At 66.2% G+C, this 23,911-nt stretch carries 24 protein-coding genes; 18 read left to right on the top strand and 6 right to left on the bottom strand.

The annotated features are described in order from the left end of the window. Nucleotides 1–55: 55 nt before the first annotated feature. The 15 genes from secG to VJ897_RS02995 all read left to right on the top strand — a co-directional run bounded on the left by secG (nt 56) and on the right by VJ897_RS02995 (nt 14,316). On the top strand, nt 56–454 hold the full coding sequence (gene secG / locus VJ897_RS03065) for a preprotein translocase subunit SecG (protein WP_324053146.1): 399 nt from the start codon (nt 56–58) through the stop codon (nt 452–454). A 172-nt stretch (nt 455–626) separates the two neighbouring features. Next, nucleotides 627–2,270: a CTP synthase gene (gene pyrG / locus VJ897_RS03060; protein ID WP_324053144.1), complete on the top strand. Its 1,644-nt coding sequence runs from the start codon at nt 627–629 to the stop codon at nt 2,268–2,270. Nucleotides 2,271–2,367: 97 nt separating this feature from the next. Continuing rightward, nucleotides 2,368–3,018 (top strand): hypothetical protein, encoded by a 651-nt coding sequence (locus VJ897_RS03055; protein WP_324053142.1) that lies wholly within the window; start codon nt 2,368–2,370, stop codon nt 3,016–3,018. A 68-nt stretch (nt 3,019–3,086) separates the two neighbouring features. Continuing rightward, nucleotides 3,087–3,521 (top strand): tellurite resistance TerB family protein, encoded by a 435-nt coding sequence (locus VJ897_RS03050; protein WP_324053140.1) that lies wholly within the window; start codon nt 3,087–3,089, stop codon nt 3,519–3,521. A 56-nt stretch (nt 3,522–3,577) separates the two neighbouring features. Continuing rightward, complete coding sequence (locus tag VJ897_RS03045; RefSeq protein WP_324053138.1) at nt 3,578–4,021, top strand: tellurite resistance TerB family protein; 444 nt, start codon at nt 3,578–3,580, stop codon at nt 4,019–4,021. After that, nucleotides 3,987–4,772: a phosphate/phosphite/phosphonate ABC transporter substrate-binding protein gene (locus VJ897_RS03040; RefSeq protein ID WP_324053136.1), complete on the top strand. Its 786-nt coding sequence runs from the start codon at nt 3,987–3,989 to the stop codon at nt 4,770–4,772. The genes VJ897_RS03045 and VJ897_RS03040 overlap by 35 nt, the downstream gene beginning before the upstream one ends. Before the next feature lie 82 nt (nt 4,773–4,854). Continuing rightward, nucleotides 4,855–5,637 carry an ABC transporter ATP-binding protein gene (locus tag VJ897_RS03035; protein WP_324053135.1) on the top strand — a complete coding sequence of 261 codons (783 nt, stop codon included), beginning with the start codon at nt 4,855–4,857 and terminating at the stop codon, nt 5,635–5,637. A gap of 75 nt (nt 5,638–5,712) precedes the next feature. Continuing rightward, nucleotides 5,713–6,429 carry a transporter substrate-binding domain-containing protein gene (locus tag VJ897_RS03030; RefSeq protein ID WP_324053134.1) on the top strand — a complete coding sequence of 239 codons (717 nt, stop codon included), beginning with the start codon at nt 5,713–5,715 and terminating at the stop codon, nt 6,427–6,429. A 94-nt stretch (nt 6,430–6,523) separates the two neighbouring features. Beyond that, nucleotides 6,524–7,411 (top strand): ABC transporter permease, encoded by an 888-nt coding sequence (locus VJ897_RS03025; protein WP_324053316.1) that lies wholly within the window; start codon nt 6,524–6,526, stop codon nt 7,409–7,411. A 67-nt stretch (nt 7,412–7,478) separates the two neighbouring features. Further along, on the top strand, nt 7,479–8,285 hold the full coding sequence (locus VJ897_RS03020; protein WP_324053132.1) for an ABC transporter permease: 807 nt from the start codon (nt 7,479–7,481) through the stop codon (nt 8,283–8,285). Further along, a complete protein-coding gene (locus VJ897_RS03015; protein ID WP_324053130.1) occupies nt 8,282–9,595 on the top strand; it encodes a glutamine synthetase family protein in 1,314 nt (437 codons plus the stop codon). Before VJ897_RS03020 ends, VJ897_RS03015 begins: the two co-directional genes overlap by 4 nt. Nucleotides 9,596–9,634: 39 nt before the next feature. Then, complete coding sequence (locus VJ897_RS03010) at nt 9,635–10,315, top strand: type 1 glutamine amidotransferase (RefSeq protein ID WP_324053128.1); 681 nt, start codon at nt 9,635–9,637, stop codon at nt 10,313–10,315. Next, nucleotides 10,312–11,667: a glutamine synthetase family protein gene (locus VJ897_RS03005; protein ID WP_324053126.1), complete on the top strand. Its 1,356-nt coding sequence runs from the start codon at nt 10,312–10,314 to the stop codon at nt 11,665–11,667. The genes VJ897_RS03010 and VJ897_RS03005 overlap by 4 nt, the downstream gene beginning before the upstream one ends. Beyond that, nucleotides 11,667–12,974, top strand: coding sequence for an NAD(P)/FAD-dependent oxidoreductase (locus VJ897_RS03000; protein ID WP_324053124.1), 1,308 nt, complete (start codon nt 11,667–11,669; stop codon nt 12,972–12,974). The genes VJ897_RS03005 and VJ897_RS03000 overlap by 1 nt, the downstream gene beginning before the upstream one ends. A 133-nt stretch (nt 12,975–13,107) precedes the next feature. Next, nucleotides 13,108–14,316, top strand: coding sequence for a DegT/DnrJ/EryC1/StrS family aminotransferase (locus VJ897_RS02995; protein WP_324053122.1), 1,209 nt, complete (start codon nt 13,108–13,110; stop codon nt 14,314–14,316). Nucleotides 14,317–14,318: 2 nt separating this feature from the next. On the opposite strand, the gene VJ897_RS02990 is transcribed toward VJ897_RS02995, so the two are convergent. Further along, nucleotides 14,319–15,284 (bottom strand): LysR family transcriptional regulator, encoded by a 966-nt coding sequence (locus VJ897_RS02990; protein WP_324053120.1) that lies wholly within the window; start codon nt 15,282–15,284, stop codon nt 14,319–14,321. 104 nt (nt 15,285–15,388) lie between these two features. Here VJ897_RS02990 and VJ897_RS02985 point away from each other — a divergent pair, with 104 nt between their 5' ends. Together VJ897_RS02985 and VJ897_RS02980 are read left to right on the top strand one after the other, a co-directional pair. After that, on the top strand, nt 15,389–16,756 hold the full coding sequence (locus VJ897_RS02985; protein ID WP_324053118.1) for an aminotransferase: 1,368 nt from the start codon (nt 15,389–15,391) through the stop codon (nt 16,754–16,756). Between the two features lie 35 nt (nt 16,757–16,791). After that, nucleotides 16,792–17,031, top strand: a complete 240-nt coding sequence (locus tag VJ897_RS02980) for an N-(5'-phosphoribosyl)anthranilate isomerase (RefSeq protein WP_324053116.1) — start codon at nt 16,792–16,794, stop codon at nt 17,029–17,031. A 49-nt stretch (nt 17,032–17,080) separates the two neighbouring features. On the opposite strand, the gene phaR is transcribed toward VJ897_RS02980, so the two are convergent. The 3 genes from phaR to phaC form a co-directional block, all read right to left on the bottom strand. Further along, nucleotides 17,081–17,644: a polyhydroxyalkanoate synthesis repressor PhaR gene (gene phaR, locus VJ897_RS02975; RefSeq protein ID WP_324053114.1), complete on the bottom strand. Its 564-nt coding sequence runs from the start codon at nt 17,642–17,644 to the stop codon at nt 17,081–17,083. A 147-nt stretch (nt 17,645–17,791) separates the two neighbouring features. Beyond that, complete coding sequence (locus VJ897_RS02970) at nt 17,792–18,235, bottom strand: phasin family protein (RefSeq protein ID WP_324053112.1); 444 nt, start codon at nt 18,233–18,235, stop codon at nt 17,792–17,794. A 231-nt stretch (nt 18,236–18,466) separates the two neighbouring features. Beyond that, nucleotides 18,467–20,281 (bottom strand): class I poly(R)-hydroxyalkanoic acid synthase, encoded by a 1,815-nt coding sequence (phaC, locus tag VJ897_RS02965; protein ID WP_324053110.1) that lies wholly within the window; start codon nt 20,279–20,281, stop codon nt 18,467–18,469. 122 nt (nt 20,282–20,403) lie between these two features. On the opposite strand from phaC, the gene phaZ reads away from it, so the two are divergent. Next, a complete protein-coding gene (phaZ, locus tag VJ897_RS02960; protein WP_324053108.1) occupies nt 20,404–21,675 on the top strand; it encodes a polyhydroxyalkanoate depolymerase in 1,272 nt (423 codons plus the stop codon). Nucleotides 21,676–21,730: 55 nt separating this feature from the next. On the opposite strand, the gene VJ897_RS02955 is transcribed toward phaZ, so the two are convergent. Beyond that, on the bottom strand, nt 21,731–22,441 hold the full coding sequence (locus VJ897_RS02955) for an alpha/beta fold hydrolase (protein WP_324053106.1): 711 nt from the start codon (nt 22,439–22,441) through the stop codon (nt 21,731–21,733). A gap of 85 nt (nt 22,442–22,526) precedes the next feature. Beyond that, a complete protein-coding gene (locus VJ897_RS02950) occupies nt 22,527–23,870 on the bottom strand; it encodes an MFS transporter (RefSeq protein ID WP_324053104.1) in 1,344 nt (447 codons plus the stop codon). Nucleotides 23,871–23,911: the final 41 nt, after the last annotated feature.

The following is a 23,911-nucleotide window of genomic DNA, read 5'->3' as shown; positions in this document are numbered from 1 at the left end:
GGCGGACGTAATGGCTTCTAGATACGCCGGTGTTGCGCAACCAAAGGCTCGCCCCATGCAGAACGTCGTTCTTGTGATCCACCTGCTGCTGGCGCTCACGCTGATCGGCGTGGTGCTGATGCAGCGTTCCGAAGGCGGCGGCCTTGGCATGGGCGGCGGTGGCGGCGGTGGCGGTGGCGGTCTCGTGTCGTCACGCGGCGCGGCCACGGCGCTCGGCAAGCTGACCTGGCTGTTGGCGGTGGCGTTTATAGGCACCTCGATCACCTTGACGATCCTCGCCGCGCGAGAGGCGTCGGAAAGCTCGGTCGTTGATGGCGCTGTCCCCGCCGGGGCCGGCGACGACGCAGGCGGCGTGACGGCTCCGACGCTGGACGGGGACGCGTTGCTGCCGCCCTCGGTAGACGGGTCCGGCGGTTCGGGCGGCGATGCACCCCTGGTGCCCGACGCGAACTGACCGACAGGCACCGGCCACAACCTTTAGCGGGCGCGCGCAAGGCCCCAACACGATATTGCGCCGCCGGTTGCGTTCGCGGGGCGAATCCGGCTAAAATTGAACCCCGTGACATCGGGGCCGTCGATCGGCCCCGTTTCTGACGTTCGGACGGTTTCACGGGGGCTCTCGGCACATGGCGCGCTATATCTTCATCACGGGCGGCGTGGTCTCTTCGCTTGGCAAGGGCCTGGCCTCGGCCGCCCTGGGCGCTCTGCTGCAGGCCCGCGGCTTCTCGGTGCGGCTGCGCAAGCTCGACCCCTACCTGAACGTCGATCCCGGCACCATGTCGCCCTTCGAACATGGCGAGGTCTTCGTGACCGACGACGGCGCCGAAACCGACCTCGACCTGGGCCATTACGAACGCTTCACCGGCGTCGCGGCGCGGGGGACCGACTCGGTCTCGTCCGGGCGCATCTACTCCAACGTCCTCGAAAAGGAACGCCGCGGCGATTACCTTGGCAAGACGATCCAAGTCGTCCCGCATGTCACGAATGAGATCAAGGACTTCATCAATATCGGCGATGACGAGGTCGATTTCATGCTCTGCGAGATCGGCGGCACGGTCGGCGACATCGAGGGCCTCCCCTTCTTCGAGGCGATCCGACAGTTCAGCCATGACAAGCCGCGCGGGCAATGCATCTTCATGCACCTGACGCTCCTGCCCTACCTGGCCGCCAGCGGCGAGCTCAAGACCAAGCCCACCCAGCACTCGGTCAAGGAACTGCAGTCCATCGGCATCGCGCCGGATATCCTCGTCTGCCGGTCCGAGCAGCCCATCCCGGAAAAGGAGCGCGAGAAGATCGCGCTGTTCTGCAACGTGCGCAAGGGGGCCGTTGTCGCCGCCTATGACCTGAATTCCATTTACGAGGCCCCGCTGGCCTATCACCGCGAGGGGCTGGACCAGGCGGTGCTGGACGCCTTCGAGATAAGCCCCGCGCCCAAGCCCGACCTGCGCGTCTGGGACGACGTGGCCGACCGCATCCACAACGTGGACGGGGCGGTGAACGTCGCCATCGTGGGCAAGTACACACAGCTCGAAGACGCCTACAAGTCCATCAAGGAGGCCCTGTCCCACGGCGGTATGGCCAACCGGGTCAAGGTCAATGTCTCATGGGTGGACGCCGAGGTGTTCGACCAGGACGACGCCGCGACCCACCTGGAAGGCTTCCACGCGATCCTGGTCCCCGGCGGATTCGGCGAGCGCGGCACGGAAGGCAAGATCAAGGCCGCGCAATTCGCGCGGACCCGCGACATTCCCTACCTCGGGATCTGCCTGGGGATGCAGATGGCCGTGATCGAGGCGGCGCGCAACGTGGCCGGCGTCAGCACCGCCGGCTCCGAGGAATTCGACCACGAGGCCGGCAAGAAGCGTTTCGAGCCTGTCGTCTACCACCTCAAGGAATGGGTGCAGGGCAACGAGAAGGTCAAGCGCAAGCACACCGATGACAAGGGCGGCACCATGCGCCTGGGCGCCTATGACGCGGTGTTGGCCGAGGGGTCCCGGGTCGCCGGCATCTATGGCACCACCGCGATCGACGAGCGGCACCGCCACCGTTACGAGGTGGACGTGAAATACCGCGAGAAGCTGGAACAGGCCGGGTTGGTTTTCGCGGGCATGTCGCCCGATGGGCGCCTGCCGGAGATCGTGGAATGGCGCGACCACCCCTGGTTCATCGGGGTACAGTTTCACCCCGAACTGAAGTCAAAGCCCTTCGCGCCGCATCCTCTCTTTGCCGATTTCGTCCGTGCCGCGGTGGAAAATTCCCGGCTGGTCTGAGCGGTTTCGGATCGCTGTCGCGATCCGACCGGGTGGGGGGCCGGCCCCCCACACCCCCCGGGATATTTTCGGTCCGAAGAAGCTGGGCCTTGGCCTGGTGTTCTTGGCCGAATGCGCCTTGGCGCAGGTGGTCGAGGCGGATTACGACAGAGTGGCCGCAGAGCTGGGCGGCGTCTTCGATTTCGAGGCGTTCGAGGTGCTCCCCGAGCCGGGTGCGGCGATCGAGGGTGTGATCTCGGCGCCCGGCCTGCGCATCGGCGAGCGTTTCGCCGGTCAGCGGGTGGCGCGCGGCCAGCCTCAGGACAGGGTGACGCCGCCGGCACCGGCGGGGTTGGCCGTTCGCCCCGGCGCGCCGGGCCGGAACCACGCGGTGGCCCACCATGCCGGGTTCGGCTCCAACGCGCTGTTCCCCCTCGGCCCTGCGGGCTTTGGCAGGATCGAGGGCCGCGGCGAGGGGGCGACGGCGATCCGCTTTGCCCGGCCCCGGCAGGTGGCAGGATTTCGCGTTCATGCCGATTATGCCGATCCACTGGGGACGCGCCCGGCGCCCGGCACTCTGCGGCTGCGGGTCTTCGGCCCCGGGGGGCGCACACTCGGCACGGTCGAGGTCGCGCTGCGGCCCGGGGTGATGTCGCTTGGCTTTCGCAGCATCGGCGCGCCCATCGCCGGCCTTCTGATCGAAACACACGACCCGGGCGGGATCGCCCTCGACGACATCCTGTTCGCCGCGGTCGAGGTCATCGGCTGATTTGCCCTTGCAACCGTGGCACGGTGGCCCAGACTGACCACCAAGGACACTAGGGAACAGGCGACGCGATGTTGGAAAAACTGCTGGCCCGGCTTCACCTGGCCGACCCGCCCCAGACGCCCATGCCGCCCGCCGATGCGCAACACGCCCTGGGCGCCCTTCTGGTGCGGGTGGCCAAGGCCGACAAGACCTATCTCTTTTCCGAGATCCACGAGATCGACCACCTGCTGGCCGACCTCTACGCGCTTAATCCGGTCGAGGCCGCCCGGATGCGCGCCCAGTGCGAAAAGCTGGAGGCGGCCATGCCCGACACCACGGACCTGGCGCATATCCTGAAGGCCGGGATACGCGAGACCGAAAAGGAGGCCTTCGTGCGCGCGCTTTGGGCCGTGGCCCGTGCCGACGGGGTGCGGCACGCCAGCGAGCGCCAGGTCGTCGCCCTGGCGAGCGAGGCCCTGGGCATGGCCCCCGAGCGCGCCGAGGCCCTGCGCGAAACCGGCTGAGCGCGGCGCGGACGACGGGGATTGGCCTCGGGCGGCGCGGGGCTTATATCACGCGCATGATTGCCGATCTTCTGCGCGCCCTGACCGCCCCGACCCCGCAGGCCATCCCGGCCGATGATTCGCACTTGGCCCTGGCCGCGTTGCTTGTGCGCATCGCGCGCTCGGACGGCATCTATGATGCCAGCGAGGTGGCGCGCATCGATGCGGTGCTGCAAACCCGTTTCGAGATGACGCCCGCGGCCGCGGCCGAGATGCGCCGTGACGCCGAGCGGGTCGAGGCCGAGGCGCCCGACACCGTGCGCTTCACCCGCGCCATCAAGGACAGCGTTCCTTACGGCGAACGCGAGGGCGTGATCGAGGCCCTGTGGGAGATCGTGCTGGCCGACGGCGTGCGCGACCACGAGGAGGACGCGCTGCTGCGTCTGGTGGCGCCCATGCTGGGGGTGACCGACCAGGACAGCGCCCATGCCCGCCGCCGCATCGAGGCCCGGCAAGGGTAACGACGGGGTGATCGCCGCCCTTCCCATGTATGACCGGCCCGAGACCCGGTGGGCGACGGATCGGTTCTGGGGCCTGATCCGCACCGGCTTGATGGCGCGCGGCATCGACGCCCCCGAGACCCTGACCCGCGGCAATGATCCCTGGGAAGCCTGGCAGGCCCCGGACCTGGTGCTGGCCCAGACCTGCGGGTTGCCCTACCGCGCGCGGCTGCACGCGCAGGTGACATTGATCGGAAGCGCCGATTTCGGCCTGCGCGGCTGCCCGCCGGGCGATTACAACAGCGTCATCCTTGCCCGCGGGGACGCCCTTCCCCCGGCCCCGGTGCTTGCCGTGAACGAAGCGCTCAGCCAGTCCGGCTGGGCCGCGCTGGAGCGGTTCTGCCGCGATGCCGGGCTGTCCCCGCGCGACATCGTCCTGACCGGCGCGCATCGCGCCTCGGTCAGGGCGGTGATCGCGGGACGCGCAGACATGGCTGCCTGCGACGCCCAGACCTGGCGGCTGATACAGCGGCACGACGATTGGGCGCGCGACGCCATCGAGATCGCCCGCACGCCGCCCGGCCCCGGGCTGCCCTTCATCACCCGCGCCGGGCAGGACCCGGCGCCCTACCTGGCCGCCCTTTCCGAGGCATGCATCGCGCTGGACGCCGGGGACCGCGCCGCGCTCAACCTGTGCGGGATCGTCGCGCGCGCGCCCGGTGACTACACCGCCCTGCCCATTCCGCAGGCACCGGACGAGGCGCGGGGCTGACCAAGGGCCGGTCGGACGGAAATCGTTGCATTCGATCTGGAATCACGGCCTAGTGCTTCATCATACAACACCCAGAGGCCCCGTGACCGATCCGGCAACCGCCCCCGTCCTTGAAATTCACAACCTGCACAAGGCCTACGGCGCACTCGAGGTCATCAAGGGCGTCGACCTGTCAGCGCCGCCGGGGCATGTGCTCAGCCTGATCGGGTCGTCAGGGTCGGGCAAGTCCACGATCCTGCGGTGCGCGAACCTGCTGGAGGACAGTCAACAGGGCGACATCCTGTTCTGCGGCGAGCCGGTGGCCTGGAAGGGCAAGGGCCTGAGCCGCCAGCCCGCAGATCACGCACAGGTGATCCGCATTCGCACGAACCTGTCGATGGTGTTCCAGCAATTCAACCTTTGGGCGCACATGACGATCCTGCAGAACGTGATGGAGGCGCCGCGGACCGTGCTCAAGCGGGACCGAGCCGAAGTCGAGGCCGCCGCCCGCGCCTATCTCGACAAGGTTGGGATCGGCGACAAGTGCGATGTCTACCCCGCCCAGTTGTCGGGCGGCCAGCAACAGCGCGCAGCCATCGCACGGGCCCTGTGCATGGAGCCCAAGGCGCTGCTTTTCGACGAACCGACAAGCGCCCTGGACCCGGAACTGGAACAGGAGGTCGTGCGCGTGATCAAGTCGCTGGCCGAGGAAGGACGCACCATGCTTGTCGTCACCCATGACATGAAGATGGCCGCCGATATCTCGGACCACGTCGTTTTCCTGCACCAGGGCCTTGTCGAGGAAGAAGGCCCGCCGGATCAACTCTTTGGCGACCCGCGGTCGGAACGGCTGCGCGGTTTCCTTTCGGCAACCGCCCATACGTAACGGTTGCCAAACGCGAACGGGCAGGGAATCCTCTGCCGCAGGGTCCTACGGGGCCGAAATCAACGGGAGAAACCGATGAAGAAACTTGCACTTACAACCGCAGCGCTGGCCCTCCTCGCCGGAGCGGCTTCAGCGCAGGACGTTGTCCGCATGGGCACCGAGGGCGCCTACCCGCCGTGGAACTTTCTCAACGACGACGGCGAGGTCGACGGCTTCGAGCGTGAACTTGGCGACGAACTCTGCGCGCGGGCCGAGCTGACCTGCGAATGGGTCACCAACGACTGGGACAGCATCATTCCCAACCTGGTGTCGGGCAACTACGACACCATCATCGCGGGCATGTCGATCACCGCCGAGCGCGAGGAAGTCATCGACTTCACTCAAGGATATACGCCGCCGGACCCCTCGTCCTACCTGGCGCTGTCGTCGGATCTCGACGTGTCCGATGCGGTGATCACCGCACAGACCGGCACCATCCAGGCGGCCTTCGTCGCCGAGCAGGGCTGGACCCTGGTGGAATTCGCCACGCCCGAGGAAACCATCTCGGCCGTCCGCAACGGCGAGGCTGACGCTGTGCTGGCCGACAAGTCCTTCCTTGACGGCGCACTGGAGAGTAACCCCGACCTGGTCATGCTCGACCGCATGGAGCAGATCGGCGGCGGCGTCGGCATGGGCCTGCGCGAAAGCGACACCGAACTGCTCGAAACCTTCGACGCGGCGATCCAGTCCATGAAGGACGACGGGTCGCTCAATGCGCTGATCGAGAAATGGGAAGTGGCCTCGACCTTCTGAGGTCCCCTCGCGCCCGCGCCGAACCGTCCCGGCGCGGGCGCCCCCTTCATCCTGGCAACGAAACACCTTCCGCGCCGCTGATCCGAGGCCCACAATTTTCAGCTTCTGCACCGACCCTTCGACACTGGACGGCCTGCAATGGCTGTCGTGCTACCTGACCACGGGCAAGCACATGAATTTCTACGTGTCTTTCGGTACCGTGCTGTTGCTGCTCGCGATCACCGCGCCCACGGCGCTGGCCTTCGGCTTCGGCGGGGCCATGGCCGCGCGCAGCCGCATCGCGCCACTGTCCTGGCTGGGCAAGGCCTATATCGCCCTCGTGCGCGGCGTGCCCGACATCGCCTTTTTCCTGTTCTTCGTCATCGCACTGGACCAGGGATTTGAATACATCCGCCACCATCTCAAGTGCCCCGGCTGGCCAGATGCGATCCGTCAGGGCAACGATTTCGTCGTCTGTTCCGATGCCAAGCTGCCACTGGGCAATGCCGCGCAATGGGTGCATGAAACCTATGGTTTCTTCCTGGCAGTGCTGACCTTCGCATTGGTCTTCGGCGCCTTCGCAGCCAACGTGCTATACGGCGGGATGCACGCGGTCCCGCGCGGCCAGATCGAGACCGCCGAGGCCTATGGCATGTCGCGCCGCCAGACCTTCTGGCGCATCCTGGTGCCCCAGATGTGGGTCTATGCCCTGCCCGGCCTGGGCAACCTGTGGATGGTGCTGACCAAGGCCACGCCGCTGCTGTTCCTGCTGGGGGTCGAGGACATCGTCTACTGGGCGCGCGAACTGGGCGGGATCAAGGGCGAACGCTTTACCGACTACCCGCATGGCGACTGGCGCATGTGGTATTTCCTGGTGCTGCTGGTCTTCTACCTCGCCCTGACCCGGGTGTCAGAGATCGGGCTGGACCGGCTGATGCGGCACCTGACCCGGGGTCAGGCGACCGCCGGCGGCGACGCCCAGCGGAAGGTCGCCGCATCATGAAACGAAATTCCAGAATTTCGTTCGCATCGCAAAATTCTGGAATTTTGCGCGCCCCGGGGGCCGGGCGATGAGTTGCTGGCAGACCATCACCGACTATGCCTTTCGCTCGCTCGGCTTTGGCGAACGCCTTCTTCCGCGCGAGGATTTCACGCTGTGCCAGCAAGTCACCCTGATCGGCTCGGGGATGATCTGGAACGTCTATTTCGGCCTGGTCGCCCTGCTGACCGGGTTCGTTCTGGCCACCGCCGTGGCCATGGGCAAGGCCAGCCCCAACCGGCTGGTCCGCAAGCCGTCCGAGTGGTTCATCTTCCTGTTCCGGGGGTCGCCGCTCTTCATCCAGTTCTTCTTCGCCTACTTCCTCTTTCTCAGCCTCAAGTCGAGCTACCCGGTCTTCGACGCCTTCACCTCGGCCGCCGTGGGTGCGGCCATCGTTCTGTTCCTGAACACCGCCGCCTACTCGGGCGAGATCTTCCACGGCGCCCTGCAATCCATCCCCCGCGGCGACACCGAGGCAGCCGATGCCTACGGCTTTTCCGGCTGGGCAAAGTTCCGCAAGATCACCTGGCCGACCATGCTGCGGCTGGCCTGGCCGGCCTATACCAACGAAGCTATCTTCCTGTTCCATTCCACGACGCTGGTTTTCTTCAGCAGCTTTCCAGCCTGGCAGCAGCGCGGTGACGCGCTCTATTACGCCAGCTATTTCGCCGACAAGACCTTCAACCCCTTCGTGCCCTACCCGATCCTGGCGGGGTTCTTCATCCTGCTGACCCTGGTTATCATCCTTGTCATGGGCGCGATCAACCGCCACCTGAACCGGCACCTGCCGCAGGACCGCCGCGCGCGGCTGCGCGTCCGGGGCCCGGCGGTGCGATGACTGGCACGCCCGGCGCGCTGCGCACCGCCACCGCCGATCTCAACGGGATCGCGCGGGGAAAGCGCCTGCCGGGCCGCATGGCCGACAAACTGATGGCCGAGGGGCTGCGCCTGCCCCTTTCGGCGCTCAACCTCGATGTCTGGGGCGAGGATATCGCGGGTAGTCCGTTGGTCTTTGCCGGCGGCGACCCCGACGGGGTGGCCCGGCCCACCGGGCGCGGTCCACTTCCCGTACCGTGGCTGGCGGGGTCCGGCACACTGGTGCCGATGTGGATGTTTCACGAGGACGGGCGCGCCTTCGAGGGCGATGCCCGTCAGGCGCTGTCCCGTCTGCTGGACCGCTTCAGCAAGCGCGGCCTTGTCCCTTTGGTGGGCAGTGAACTGGAGTTTCACCTGCTTGACGACAGCCGCGCCATGCCCCGGCCTGCCGCCTCGCCCCGCTCGGGACACCGCCGCCCGGGTGGCGATATCCTCTCGCTGCGCCAGTTGGACGATTTCGAAGTGTTCTTCGCCGATCTCTACGAGGGCGCCGAGGCGATGGGCCTTCGCGCGGGTGCCGCCATTTCCGAGGGCAGCCCGGGTCAGTTCGAGGTCACGCTCGACCACCGCGAGGCAATGAGGGCGGCCGACGACGCCTGGTTGTTCAAGATGCTGGTGCATGGCATGGCCCGCAAGCACGGCATGGCCGCAAGTTTCATGGCCAAGCCCCTGCCCGATCACCCCGGCAACGGGCTGCACGTGCATGTCTCGGTCATGGACGGGACCGGCGCGAATGTCTTCGACGACGGCACCGAGCGCGGCAGCCAAACCCTGCGACAGGCTATCGGCGGCTGCTTGGCTCTCATGGCGGAGGCCACGCTGGTCTTTGCGCCGCATGGCCCCAGCTACGACCGTTTCGTGCCCGGCGCCCATGCACCGACGGGCATCAGCTGGGGTTACGAGAATCGCACCGTCGCCCTGCGCGTGCCCGGCGGCGCCCCGGCAGCGCGGCGGCTGGAACACCGTCTGGCGGGCGGTGACGCGAACCCCTACCTGATGTTCGGCGCGGTGCTGGGCGGCGTTCTGGAGGGCATCGCCGCGCCCACCGAGCCGCCGGCCCCGCTCACGGGCAACGCCTACGAAAAAGACCTGGACCAGGTGCCGGGCGACTGGATCACCGCCATAGATGGCTTCGCGGCAAGCCACGGGATCGCCAGGATCTTCGCACCGCAACTGATCGCCAACTTCGTCGCGACCAAGCGGCAGGAGGCCCGCAAGCTGGCCGATCTGGACGCGGCGTCGCGCCGCGCGCTCTACCTCGACATCGTCTGACCGGGGGCCTAGGTTGCGCGCAAACACCAAAGGTCATCCATGAAGATCGGCATCCTTCAAACCGGCCACGCGCCCGATCAGCTTCGCCCCGCGCTGGGCGACTACGACGCCCTGTTCCGGCAGCTTCTGGCCGGCCAAAACTTCTCGTTCGCCACCTACAACGTGGTCGATGACGTCTTCCCGCCCGGCCCGGCGGCCTGCGACGGCTGGCTGATCACGGGATCGAAGCACGGCGCCTACGAGGACCACGCCTGGATTCCCCCGCTCGAGGAACTGATCCGCGCCATCAATGATGCCGGGCGGCCCCTCGTGGGCATCTGCTTTGGCCACCAGATCATCGCCCAGGCGCTTGGCGGCCGGGTCGAGAAATTCGCGGGCGGCTGGATCGTGGGGCGGCAGACCTACGACTGGCAGGGCGAGGCGCTGCCCCTGAACGCCTGGCACCAGGACCAGGTCGTGGAATTGCCACCGGGGGCCGAAGTGCTGGCCGAAAATGACACGTGCGCCCATGCCGCTCTGCGCATCGGCGCTGAGATCCTGACCCTGCAGGCCCATCCAGAATTCGACCATGACATGATCGCGGGGCTGATCGAACATCGCGGCGACAGGGTGCCAGACGACCGGCTGGAAGCAGCCCGTGCCGGGCTGGGCCGGCCCGTGGCCAACGGGCATGTGGCGCGTTGGATCGGGGATTTCCTGCGCGACCGGGTGCCCGCATGACCAACTGGTTCGACCGCATCCCGGCGGCCGCGCAGCGTTACGCCGAGGCCCATCCGCTGGACGAGGTCGAATGCATGATCGCGGACCTGCCCGGCATCGCCCGGGGCAAGGCCGTGCCTGCCTCCAAGTGGGAGAAGATGCAGAAGTTCCACCTGCCGAACTCGATCTTCTTCCAGACCATCACCGGCGGCTGGGGTGAGGCCGCGGGCAACGAGGGCTTCACCGAACCGGACATGGTGCTCTATTCCGACCTGTCGACGGCCACGGCGGCGCCCTGGGCCGACGACGGCACGCTTCAGGTGATCCACGACGCCTATGACCAGCAGGGCGCGCCGATCCCGTTTGCCCCGCGCAACGTGCTGCGGCGCGTCGTGGAGCTTTACGAACGGCAGGGATGGAAACCGGTCGTCGCCCCCGAGATGGAGTTCTTCCTCGTGGCGCGTAACACCGACCCGGCCAAGCCGATCGCCCCGATGATGGGCCGCTCGGGGCGCCCGGCGGCGGCGCGGCAGGCCTATTCGATGTCGGCGGTGGACGACTATGGCCCGGTCATCGACGACATCTACGAATTCGCCGAGATCCAGGGCTTCGAAATCGACGGCATCACACAGGAAGGCGGCGCCGGGCAGCTGGAAATCAACCTGCGCCACGGCGACCCCGTCAAGCTTGCCGACGAGGTTTTCTATTTCAAGCGGCTGCTGCGCGAGGCGGCCCTGCGGCACGACTGTTTCGCCACCTTCATGGCCAAGCCGATCGAGGGCGAACCGGGCAGTGCCATGCATGTGCATCACTCGATCCTGGATACCGCGAGCGGCAACATCTTCACCGGACCCAATGGCGGTGAAACGGATGCCTTCTACCAGTTCATCGGCGGTCTTCAGGCGCACCTGCCCTCGGTCATCGCGTTGATGGCGCCCTATGTGAACAGCTACCGCCGCTACGTTCGCGACCATGCCGCACCGATCAACCTGGAATGGGCGCGTGACAACCGCACCACCGGGCTACGCGTGCCCTTGAGCGACCCGGACGCGCGCCGCATCGAGAACCGCCTGGCGGGCATGGATTGCAACCCCTACCTGTGCATCGCGGCCTCGCTTGCGGCGGGATACCTGGGGCTGACACAGGAACTCTGGGCCGACAAGAGCTTTCGCGGGGATGCCTACGAGGGCCAGCCCGACCTGCCACAGGGTCTGGGTGCGGCGCTGGACCTGTTCGATTCCAACATCGCGATGCACGAGGTCCTGGGCCCGGAATTCGCCCGGGTCTATTCCATCGTCAAGCGCGCGGAATACGAGGAATTCCTCCAAGTCATCAGCCCATGGGAACGCGAACACCTGTTGCTCAACGTCTGATGCCAAATCCGCTTTACCGCAACGACCGCCCGGCCACCTACCCCGACAGCTGGTATGCCGACAGCACCCCTATTCCCCCGGAACGGCCCGGCCTGCACGGTCATCAGCGCGCGGATGTCTGCATCGTGGGGGCGGGATTTTGCGGGCTGACAGCGGCGCTGCACCTGGCGCAGGCGGGGGTGTCGGTTATCGTTCTCGATGCGCACCGGGTTGGCTGGGGCGCCTCGGGGCGCAACGGCGGGCAGGTCGGGTCCGGGTTCAACAAGGACATGCGCTGGCTGCACACGCGGGTTGGCGAGGGGCCGGCCAAGGCCCTCTGGCGCATGACCGAAGAGGCAAAACAGCTGCTGCGTGACCTGGCGGACGCGCATGCCCCCGACGCGCCCTTCAAGCCCGGCGTGGCCCATGGCGCCTATTCCGTGGCCGAGGCCGCCGCGCTTCACGACGAGGCCGAGCACCTGTCCAGGATCCATGGCTACGACGCGATCGAGCCGCTGGGCGCACAGCCTTTCCAGCGCGTCGTGAAATCGCCGCGCTACCGTGGCGGCGTGATCGACCGCGGCGCGGGCCACATCCACCCACTGCGCTATGCCCTGGGGCTGGCGCGGGGCGCCGAAAAGGCCGGCGCGGTGATCCACGAACGCACGGAGGTGCTGCATGTCGAGGATGGCAGCCCGGTCGAGGTGCGCACGGGCTCGGGCCGGGTCACGGCCGATCATGTTCTGCTGGCTGGGAACGGCTACCTTCCGAACCTGAACCGGCGGGTGGCGGCCCGGACCATGCCGCTCAATTCCTTCATCGCCGCAACGGAGCCATTGGGCGATCGTGCGACGCAGGTGCTGGCCGAGGACATTGCCTGCGCCGACAGCAAGTTCGTGGTCAACTACTTTCGGCTGTCCGAGGACAAGCGCCTGCTCTTCGGCGGGCGCGAGAATTACTCGATCGCCTTCCCGCGGTCCATCGAACCTCAACTGCGCAAGCGCATGGAGACGATGTTCCCGCAACTGGCCGGCGTGGGCATAACGCACGTCTGGGGCGGCACCCTCGGCATCACGATGACACGCCTGCCACTGGTGACCCGGGCCGGCGGCGGGATACTCAGCGCCGGGGGCTTCTCGGGGCACGGGGTGGCGCTGGCCGGCCTGGGCGGCAAGCTCATGGCCGAGGCGGTGCAGGGCCAGGCGGGCCGGTTCGACATCTTCGCGGACCTGCCCGTGCCGCCATTTCCCGGTGGCACGGCGCTGCGCGCGCCGCTTCTGACCCTGGCCATGACCTGGTATGCCCTGCGCGACCGGCTGGGCCTCTGAACGAGGACTGAAACCTGCCTGCAACAGACCACCCCGCGCGCGCCGTGCACGCCCTTCGTCATGGAACTGACCTGCACAATGTGTTAAAAGTATCCAAAATCCTGTTTCGACTTTTCCGAAAAGAGACCGTGTCATGCCCGAGACCCGCCGCGAGATCCCGAATGTCTACGACGCCGAGCCGATTCCCGCAGCCGCCATGGAAGAGGTCACACGCCTTCTGACAACAGGCGATCTGTTCCGCTACACGGCGAAGGAGAACGCGCCGGTCTCGCTCCTGGAACAGGAATTCGCGGCGCTCCTGGGCACGAAATACGCGTTGGCGGTCTCGTCGTGTTCTGCGGCGCTGTTCCTGTCGCTCAAGGCGCTGAACCTGCCGCGCAACGCGTCGGTGCTGATCCCGGCCTTCACCTTCGCCGCCGTGCCCTCGTCCATTGTCCATGCCGGGTGCCAGCCGGTTCTGGTCGAATGCGGCGCGGACTACCGCATCGACATGGACGATTTCGAAGCCAAGCTGCCGCAGTCCGACGCCGTGCTCATCAGCCACATGCGCGGGCATACCAGCGACATGGACGCGATCATGGCGCTGTGCGATGCCGCCGGCGTCCCGGTGATCGAGGACGCGGCCCATTCTCTGGGCACCACCTGGCATGGGCGCAACATCGGCACGATCGGCACGGTCGGCTGTTTCTCGTTCCAGTCCTACAAGCTGATCAACGCAGGCGAAGGCGGGATCATGGTGACCGACGATGCCAACCTCGTGGCGCGCGCGGTGATCATGTCGGGGGCCTATGAACACAGCTGGATGAAGCACGACGTGCCCGCCGAGGCAATGCAGGCCTGGCAGAACAAGCTGCCGCTCTACAACCTGCGCCTGTCGAACCTGTCGGCCGCGATCATCCGGCCGCAACTGCCGGAACTGGCCCGCCGGGTCCGCGACGGGCGGCGCAACCATGACCACGTCGCCAATCTGCTCAACGCCAGCCCCTGGCTGAGCGTCCCCGAGTCGCTGCCCCCCGAAAAGCGCGCCCCGGATTCCATCCAGTTCAACCTGGTCGGCATGACCGAGGCCCAGATCGGGGCATTCGCCGACGCCGCCGCCCGGCGCGGGGTCAAGGTTCAGATCTTCGGGCGCAGCACGGACAACGCCCGCGCCTTCTGGAACTGGCAGTTCCTGGGCCGCGACTGGGACCTTCCGCAAACCCGCGCCATGCTGATGGCGGCCTGCGACGTCCGCCTGCCCGCGCGCCTGACGGTCGAGGAGTGCAGCATAGTCGCCGGGGAACTGACGGCGGCGGCACAGGACGCCATGACCGCGGACAGTGGGGCCGTGGCGGCGGAATAAGCCTAGCCCAGGATGCGCAACTGCCCTTCCAGCCAGGGCAGCTTGCGCGTCGCCGGGACCACGATCATCTCTGCCAGCAAGCTGCGCAGTCGTGCAGCCATGTCGGCGGGCATCGTGCCCAGCACGTCGCGACGGGCGACCAGTGAAATGCGGCGGCTCAGCGGCTCCAGCGGCAAGGGGTGAAGCTCAACCGCGTCGCGGAACCGCGCAGCATGGGACCAGCCCAAGGGCGTCAGTATGGTCCAGCCCGCCCCGGCGGCCACCATGGCCATCACCGCGTGATAGCTGTCCAGCTCGAAGCGGTGAGTCAGGGTCAGGTTTTGCCGCACAAGGTGGCTGACGATCATCTGCCCCATGTGATGGCGCGTGGTGTATTGCACCATTGGCAACCGGCGCAACTGGCGCAGCATGTCACCGGGGGCGAGCACCCCCTTTGGCGCGGCGATGACGAAAGGTTCTTCGAAAAGCGGATGCACCTCCATCCAGTCGGCACCGCTGCCGATGTCGCTGGCGACCACCACGTCCAGGGCGCGGGCCTGCAGCAGGTCGAACAACCGGTGCGAGGCCCCGGTTTCCAGAAGGAACTGGCAGTCCTTCAAGTCCGCCCCCATCTCGGACAACAACCGCGGTGTGACGTCCGCGTCGAAATCCTCGATCATGCCAAGCCGCAGCCGCGTCAGGCGGCTGAGGTCGGCCATGGCCAGTTCGGCCCGGGCCAGTTCAGCCTCGCCCAGTATGGCGTTTGCCCGCCGCAGGAACATCTCGCCCGCAGGTGTCGGCGTGACGGGCCGCGCGTTGCGATTCAGCAGGGTCGTGCCGATCGCCGCCTCAAGGTTCGTCAATTGCTGCGATACGGTTGCCGCGGAACTGCCCAGCCGCTTGGCCGCGGCCGAGATCGATTGCTCCTCGGCCGTGGCGACGAAGACCTCGACCCCCCAAAGCGTGATCCTGCCAGATGCTGCCGCCATGCCCGCCCCCTTTGCCACGAAGGGTATCCCCGCGCGCGGGCCAATTGAAAGCCCCGCCATGCCCCTCTAATGTCAGGCAACGCAACTTCCGCCAAAGGTAGCCAATGCCCGACGACACCGCCAGTTCCTGGGAGGCGCGCGCCAGCGCACACAGCTTCTATGGCTTCACCGACCTGCCAACGATCCGCGACCGCGGCCCGGTGATCGTGACCCATGGCACGGGACCCTACGTCGTCGACGTGCATGGGCGGCGCTATCTCGATGCCAACTCGGGGCTGTGGAATATGGTGGCGGGCTTCGACCACCCCGGCCTGATCGCCGCGGCCAAGGCGCAATACGATCGTTTCCCCGGTTATCACGCTTTTTTCGGGCGTATGTCGGACCAGACCGTGATGCTCTCGGAAAAGCTGATCGAGGTCAGTCCCTTCGACACGGGCCGCGTGTTCTACACCAATTCCGGGTCCGAGGCGAACGACAGCTTGGTCAAGATGCTCTGGTTCCTCTGGGCGGCCGAGGGCCAGCCGGAGCGCCGCAAGATTCTGACCCGCAAGAACGGGTATCACGGGGTCACGGCCGTCTCGGCTTCGATGACCGGCAAGCCCTACAATTCCGTCTTCGGCCTGCCACTCGAAGGGTTCGTCCACCTGACCTGCCCGCATTTCTGGCGCGAGGGGCTGCAAGGCGAGACCGAGGCCGATTTCACCGCCCGCCTGGGCCGGGAACTGGAAGATGTCATCGCCCGCGAAGGGGCCGGAACCATCGCCGGTTTCGTTGCCGAGCCGGTGCTGGGCGCCGGCGGGGCGATCCCGCCTCCCGAGGGCTATTTCAGGACAATCGCGCCGATCCTGCGGCGGCACGGCATACCGCTGATCTCGGACGAGGTCATCACCGGGTTCCACCGCACCGGGCAAACCTGGGGATGCGAAACCTATGGGTTCACCCCCGACGCGATCCTCTCGTCCAAGAACCTCACGGCGGGGTTCTTTCCCATGGGCGCGGTTGTCCTCGGGCCCGAGTTGTCGGCGCGACTGCAGGCGGCCAGCGAGGCGATCGAGGAGTTCCCCCATGGCTTTACCGCCTCGGGGCACCCGGTCGGCTGTGCCATCGCGCTCAAGGCGATCGACGTGATCCTGAACGAAGGTCTGGCCGAGAATGTCCGTAGCCTGACCCCGAGATTCGAGGCCGGGCTGGCACGGCTGGCCGGGCATCCCAACATCGGCGAATGGCGCGGCAAGGGGTTCATGGGCGCGCTGGAGGCCGTGGCCGACAAACCAACGAAAACGCCTTTCGACGCGGCGCTATCGGTCAGTGAACGCATCGCCAATGCCTGCACCGACCAGGGGCTGATCTGTCGGCCGCTGGGGCAATCCATCGTTCTCTGTCCGCCCTTCGTCATCACCGAGGCGCAGATGGACGAGATGTTCGGCAAGTTGGAAAGAGCACTGGACCAGGTGTTCGCCGAGGTCGCTTAAGGTGGCATTAACCCTGCTTGCGCCAAGGTCGCGGCATGGAACATGTCAGACAGATGCAGGCCTGGCCGCGCAAGCAGGACTGGCTGGACCAGGTCTTTCGCTGTCGCGCCGCCGAAACCGGAGGCGTGATCCGCAGACAGGTCCGAGACGTCGAGAACGAGGTGGGGGTCGCGGCATTGGTGGCAGAAGTGCGGCGCCGCAACTTCCGCCTGATCCGCACCCGGGTTCATTTCGTGATCGTGTGCGATTCCGGGCCGATCGACATCCTGGCATGATCAAAATTCCAGAATTTTGATCCGGCGAACGAAATTCTGGAATTTCGTTCTATTTTCGCATCTTAGCCAGTTTGTTCTGAAGCTTCGCCAGCTCGGCCTTGATCTCGTCGAGGTCTTTCTCGTCCCCTTTTTTGCCGGTCTCGGTCACTGACGCTTCGCTTTGCTCCGTGGTGCCCATGACGCCGCCGGTCATGGCCTTGAGAAAGGCCTGTTGCTGCGCCTGCATGGCCTCGACGCCGGGCATCTGCGACAGCGCGCCCATGGGCCCCATGTTCTCCATCATCTTGGACTGACTTTCGCGCAGCATCTCGAAAGACTGGGCCAGGAACTGCGGCACCACGGACATGGATTGGCTGGTGTAGGACCGCACCAGATCAGTCAGGACATCCACCGGCAGAACGCTTTCGCCGCGGCTTTCGTGTTCGGCGATGATCTGGAGCAGGTACTGCCGGGTCAGGTCGTCGCCCGACTTCAGGTCCACGATCTGTACCTCTCGCCCATCGCGGATGAACGCGGCGATATCCTCGAGCGTCACGTAGTCGCTGGTTTCGGTGTTGTACAGGCGGCGGCTGGCATAGCGCTTGATCAGAAGCGGCTGGGACGTCTCGGCCAAGGTATTCCCTCCTCAGGACCGTTTTGCGGTGCAGAGAAGCGTGAATGCCTTTGCAGCAAAAAGCAAGGGCGAGCTGCTTGCGCAGCCCGCCCCGCGTGACGTCGGCCCTCAGGGAGGAGGAGGAAGGGCCGGGCGTTCCGGTTTCGCTTACTTCGCGGCCTTCTTGGCAGCGGAGGTCACCTCTTGGGTGGCTTTCTTGGCAGCGGCGCTCATGTCCTCGGACATGTCCTTGCCGGCGGCCATCATCAATTCCATGGTCTCGGACTGGACCTTCTTGGCGATCTCGGCGAAGGCCGCCATGTGCTCGGCAGCGGCTTCGGACGAAGCAGAGGCGAAGTCGGTCATCGCCTTGGCGTAGTCGGCTGGCTCTTCCTTGGCCTTCGCCATCTCGGTCATCTTGTTGAGGGTGTCCTGCGTCCACTTGGCGCTCAGCTCGGTGGACTTCTGGGCGGCGTCGATGGAGACAGCGGAAAGCTTCTCGGTCAGCGAGCTCTGGGTCTTGAAGGCATCTTCCATGGCTTTGGTGTCCACGGGGAAAGCGCCCATCATGTCTTTCATCACGGTGGTGAAATCTTGGGTCTTGGCAGTCATTGATCAGGTCCTTTCAGTGCGGGTTCACGGGACGATCCCGTTTCTGCGTCTGCCCATAAGATAGATGCTGCATCGCAGCATTTCAACCTTTTTTCTGCATCGCAGCATTACTCTCACGAATTCCGCCCAACCCCCCGGATTCCAACTCTAACGCGTGTAACATTTCCGCCTGTAACGGCCCCTTCAGGCCCCTGCCCGGCGGCACTGCATGCCATCCGGCGACCTGCGCCGTCAGCCGATTGCGGGCTTGTCGGCAACGACGTAGGTGCCGGGTGCCGGGGCAAGAGGAGGATGGGCATCAGAGCCGGGGCCGCGGGCCGTTATCTTCTTGCCCGAGCGCTTGCGCAGCCACTTCTCCCAGGCGGGCCACCAGCTGCCCTCGTGCCTTTCGGCGCCGGCCTGCCAGTCCTCGGGCGAGAGGGTGAGGTCGTCGTTGGTCCAGTAGCCATACTTGTCCTTGACCGGCGGATTGACGATCCCCGCGATATGGCCCGACCCGGCCAGTATGAAAGTCTTGTCGCCGGACCCCATCTTGCGGATGCCCTGGTAGGAGCTCTTCCACGCGGCGATGTGGTCGGTCTCGCAGGCGATGGCGCAAAGCGGCACCTGCACGTTCTCGATCCGCGCGACATGACCGGCGACCTGGAAACCGCCACTGGCGAACTCGTCGCGCTGACACAGCCCGCGCAGGTATTCCACGGCCATCTTCGCGGGCAGGTTGGTGCCGTCGCCGTTCCAGTAGAGCAGATCGAAGGCCGGCGGGCTTTCTCCCAGCATGTAGGACCGGATCGCCGGCTGGTAGATCAGGTCGTTGGAGCGCAGGAAGGAAAAGGTCCGCGACATGTAGAAACTGTCGAGATAGCCATGCTCGGAGACCTCGGCCTCGATCCCGTCGACGAAGTCGTCATCAAGGAAGACGCCCACCTCGCCCTTGTCCGAGAAATCGGTCAGGGTGGTGAAGAATGTGGCCGAATTGACGTAGTCCAGTCCACGGTCCTTGAGGATCGAGAGGGTGAGCGACAGGGTCGTGCCCGCGATGCAGTACCCGATGGCGTTGACCTTCTTGACCCCGCAGATCTCGCGCACTGTCTCGAGCGCGGTGACATAGCCGTCCTCGATGTAGTCGGCCATGCCCACCTCGCGATAGGTGGCATCCGGGTTGACCCAGCTGACCACGAAAAGCGTGTAGCCCTGGTCAACGATCCACTTGATCAGGCTGTTACGCTCTTTCAGGTCGAGGATGTAGAACTTGTTGATCCACGGCGGAAAGATCACCAGCGGCGTGGTGTGGACGTTCTCGGTGCTGGGAGCGTACTGGATCAGCTCGAACATGTGGTTGCGGAACACCACCTCGCCCGGCGTGGTCCCGAGGTTTTCACCCACCTTGAAGGCATCCCGGTCGGCAAGGTTCACGATCAGTTCGCCACCGTTGGCCTCAAGGTCGTGGACGAGATTCTCAAGGCCGGTCACCAGGCTCTCGCCCTCGGTTTCGACCGCACGTTCCAGCGCGTCGGGGTTGGTGGCCAGAAAGTTCGTGGGCGCCATCAGGTCGACGATCTGCTGGCTGAAATAGCGCAGCCGGTTTTGTTCCTGCTCGTCCAGCCCCTCGATGGTCTCTACCGCGTTGGACACGGCCTCGGCATTGAGCATGTACTGCTGCTTGATGAAGTTGAAATAGGGGTGCGTGTCCCAGAGGGGATTCCCGAAGCGCTTGTCGCTGGGGGTATGGTCCTCGGGCGCCTTGAGCTGCCCGCTGGCCAATGCATGTTGCGCCTCGACGTAATGCTGAAGGGTCTTGCCCCAGTAGCCGACCTGCTGCTCGATCAGCTTGGCAGGGTTGTTCATCATCTCGGACCAGTAGGCCGTGGCGGCCTTGGCGTAGAGCTCGTGACTGGGCCCCTGAAGGTCCTCGGGAACCTGCCGCTTGTTGGAGAGGACACTGACCAGCCGCTGGGTAAGCTCCTCGATCCGGGACATGTTCTCTTCCAGCCGCGACAGCGCCGCAGCACCATCCGCCTCGCCCTCTCCGGAATCCTCAGTTGTCATGTAGGCCCTCCCGGGGTATTTTGCAGTTGCAGCATGTGCCACTGGCAGGATCAGTGGTCAATGCGACCCATAGCACGGATGGTCGACATGTTCGACCGCACACGCGCAAGCAGGAGACGCCCGTGAAGTACATGATGACCTACGACATGATGGAGACGGCCCGGAACACGAACGAGTGGCTGGGCGCCACTGCGCGGGCCATGGCCTCCTACCCGGCGTTCGCGATGTGGCCCCACCCGGGCATGGCGCTGCTCAAGGCCTGGGGCGAGGTGACCGAACGCAGCTTCGCGCGCATGGCGGCCCGGCCCGACTGGGGCATCCCCTCCATCCCCGGCGAGGATGGCAAGGACCACGTCGTCTCGATCCGGAAGGTCATGGAAAAACCCTTCGGCGACCTGATCCATTTCCGGTGCCAGGGCCGGCACGAGCGGCCACGCAAGGTGCTGCTGGTCGCGCCCATGTCGGGGCACTACGCGACGCTTCTGCGCAAGACCGTGATCTCGCTCCTGCCGGATTGCGAAGTCTACATCACCGACTGGCACAATGCCCGCGACATACCCGTCTCGGCGGGCAAGTTCGACATCGAGGACTACACATTGCACGTGATGGATTTCATGCGTGAGATGGGCCCCGACACGCATGTCATCGCCGTCTGCCAGCCGGTCCCACTGACGCTGGCGGCCACCGCCTACCTGGCCGAACTGGACCCCGAGGCGCAGCCACGGTCACTGACGCTGATCGGCGGTCCCGTTGACCCCGAGGCAAACCACACCGAGGTGACCGACTTCGGCCGCACCGTCACCATGGGACAGCTGGAACAGTCGATGATCCAGCGGGTCGGTTTCAAGTACGACGGGGTCGGGCGCAAGGTCTATCCGGGACTGCTGCAACTTGCCTCTTTCATCTCGATGAACGGCGAGACCCACACCAGCGCCTTCACCAACCAGATCCTGCGCGGCGCCAAGGGCGAGGCCAGCGACCACGACAAGCACAACACCTTCTACGACGAATACCTTGCCGTCATGGACATGACCGCGGAATTCTACCTTTCCACGGTCGAACGTATCTTCAAGGCCCGAGAGATCGCGCGCAACGACTTCATCGTCGATGGCCACAAGGTCGATTTCGGCAAGATCACGCAGGTTGCTGTCAAGATCGTCGAGGGCGAGGATGACGACATCTCGGCCCCCGGCCAGTGCCTGGCCGCGCTGGACCTGCTGACCGGCCTGCCCGACAGCAAGAAGGCCAGCCACCTGGAACCCGGCGCCGGGCATTACGGCATCTTCGCCGGCAAGAGCTGGCGCAACAACATCCGCCCGCTGGTGCTGGACTTCATCGACGCCAACTCCGGCGCCCGGGGTGGCACCGCGCCACGCATCGCGGCGGTCGAGTAACCCGCGACCCGGGGGCATTTGCCCCTTTGCCCGCCGGCCACGGTGCCGCGCGGGCTCAGCGCAGCACAAGCGGCCGCCTCAGCCAGGCCTGGAGGGCGGCAATGGTGCCTTCGGGGTCCTCCAGCATGACCGAATGCCCGGCACAGTCGAGCACCTCGAGGGTGGCATAGGGGATCAGGTCGGCCTGGAACGCCTGCCGTTTCAGCGGCACGATCCTGTCCAACGCGCCCGCAAGGACCAGGGCGGGCTGGGTGATCCGGCGAAGACTGCCCTGGTGGTCGCGGCGGCGCTGCATGGCGCGCTGCTGACGTGCGAATACCGTGGCGCCCAGGTCGCGCGCCATTTGCGACAACTGCGCCATGTGCCGGCCGCGGTCGGACCCCGCGGCAACCTGCACCGGCAGCACCTCGCGCGCCAACATCTCCTCGAAGCGGCCCGAGCGGGCGCCGATCATCAGCGGCTCGCGGTCCGCCGCCTCCTGCGGCGTGTCTCCCAGGGCATTGGTGCCGATCAGGGCGATGCGGTTGATCCTCTCGGGCGCCCGGCGGAACATCTCCAGCGCGATCACGCCACCCAGCCCGTGCCCGGCCAGGGCGAATTTCGCGGGCGCCCCCGACAGCGTGGCCGAGGCCATTTCCTCGATCCGCTCGCCGGTCCAGACGGGGGCGACCATGACCGGCCGCACGTGATTGATTGCGGTGGTGACATCGGCCCAGCCGCGCGCGTCGGACAGCATGTCCGGCAAAAACACCAGTGTCTCGCTCATGACCGCCCGACTCCCAAACCGGCTTCGCTGTGCGCAGCGCCAAGACAGCCACGCCGTCCCGCGCAACGCAAGCACCTATCGCCGGTCAGCACCTGCCCAGCACCCGCGCCGCCCGCGGCCGGTAGAGCGCCAGAAGTCCAAGCACCGCCACCCCGAGGATCGCCGCCGGCGCCAGCGTCACCGACACATGAAGCGCCTCAAGCGCCGCGGGCTCCTGCGCGACCCGGCCCCGGGTCGTCTCGCGCCAGCCGAAAGAGCCCAGGATCAGCCCCAGCGCCCCGGGGGCCAGCGCGTTGGCCAGCTTCTGGCAGAACAGCCAGATCGCAGAGAAGCCGCCCTCGATCGCCATCCCGGTGCGGGCGCGGGTCACATCCATCAAATCGGGATACATGGCCCAGGGGATCTGCTGGTAGGCACCGTTGGTCATCCCCGCCAGCACGAAAAGCCCGGCAATCGCCGTGACATTGACCGAAGGCAGCGCGGCAAAAAGCGCGAACAACAGCAGGATGTAGAAACACACGCCCAGGACCAGCGCTACCAGCTTGCCCAGCCGCGCCGAGGCCAGCACCCAGCCCGGCTGGCTGAGGGTCGACCCCAGCGTGAAGGCGGCGAACAGCAGCGACAACACCGACACGGACCGCGCCGCCCCCGACAAAAACGTGTCACCGGTGTCGGTGATCAGGTAGAGCGCGGCAAAGGGCAGCCCGGCGGTGATCAGCGCGATGGCCAGCGTCATCACCCCGTAAAGCGCGGCCAGCGTCATGAAGGGACCGTTGCCCAGCACGTGGGCCAGCATCTGCCCGGGGCCGATCTCGACCGGCGCCGGATGACGCGGCGCATCCCGGATCGTCCAGACGGAAAACCAGATCGCGCCCAGGATCAGCGGCGAGACCACGAGCGCCGCCCGCGCATGTCCGCCCGCGGCGGCCAGCGCCGGCACCAGTGCCCCGCCCAGCAGAATGCCGACGCTGGCAAACCCCATACGCCAGGCCATCAACTGCGACCGCTCACCGGCGTCCCCGGTGATTTCTCCGGCCAGGGCGCCATAGGGAATCGCCACCATGGTGAAGCCCACCGTGGCCAGGCAGAAGAAGCCCAGCACCCAAGGCAGCGCTGCCACGCCGTCCAGCCCCGCGGGCACGGCGAACAATCCCACCATGCCGGCCACCATGACCACCGCCCCGACACCCATCCAGGGCGCGCGCCGCCCGTGGCGGCTTTCCGTGCGGTCCGAAAGATAGCCGATCACCGGGTCGGTAATCATGTCGAAGACCAGAACGGCCGTCGTCGCCGCCCCGGCGACCCCGGCAGGCACGCCCAGGTACGAGGTCAGGAAGGCCAGCACGAGCAACTGCTTGACCACCACGAAGACCACCACGCCCAGGTCCGCCAGCCCCCAGCCCGCCTTTTGCCCCAGTGTCAGTGCCATGCCCCCTCCCCGCAGGTCCCAGCCAATACCAAAACCCGCCG

It is taken from the genome of Salibaculum sp. (genome assembly GCF_035270045.1).
Taxonomy (GTDB): Bacteria; Pseudomonadota; Alphaproteobacteria; order Rhodobacterales; family Rhodobacteraceae; genus Salibaculum.
Note: the sequence above shows the minus strand (reverse complement) of the source record. Positions and strands in the feature narration are given on the sequence as shown.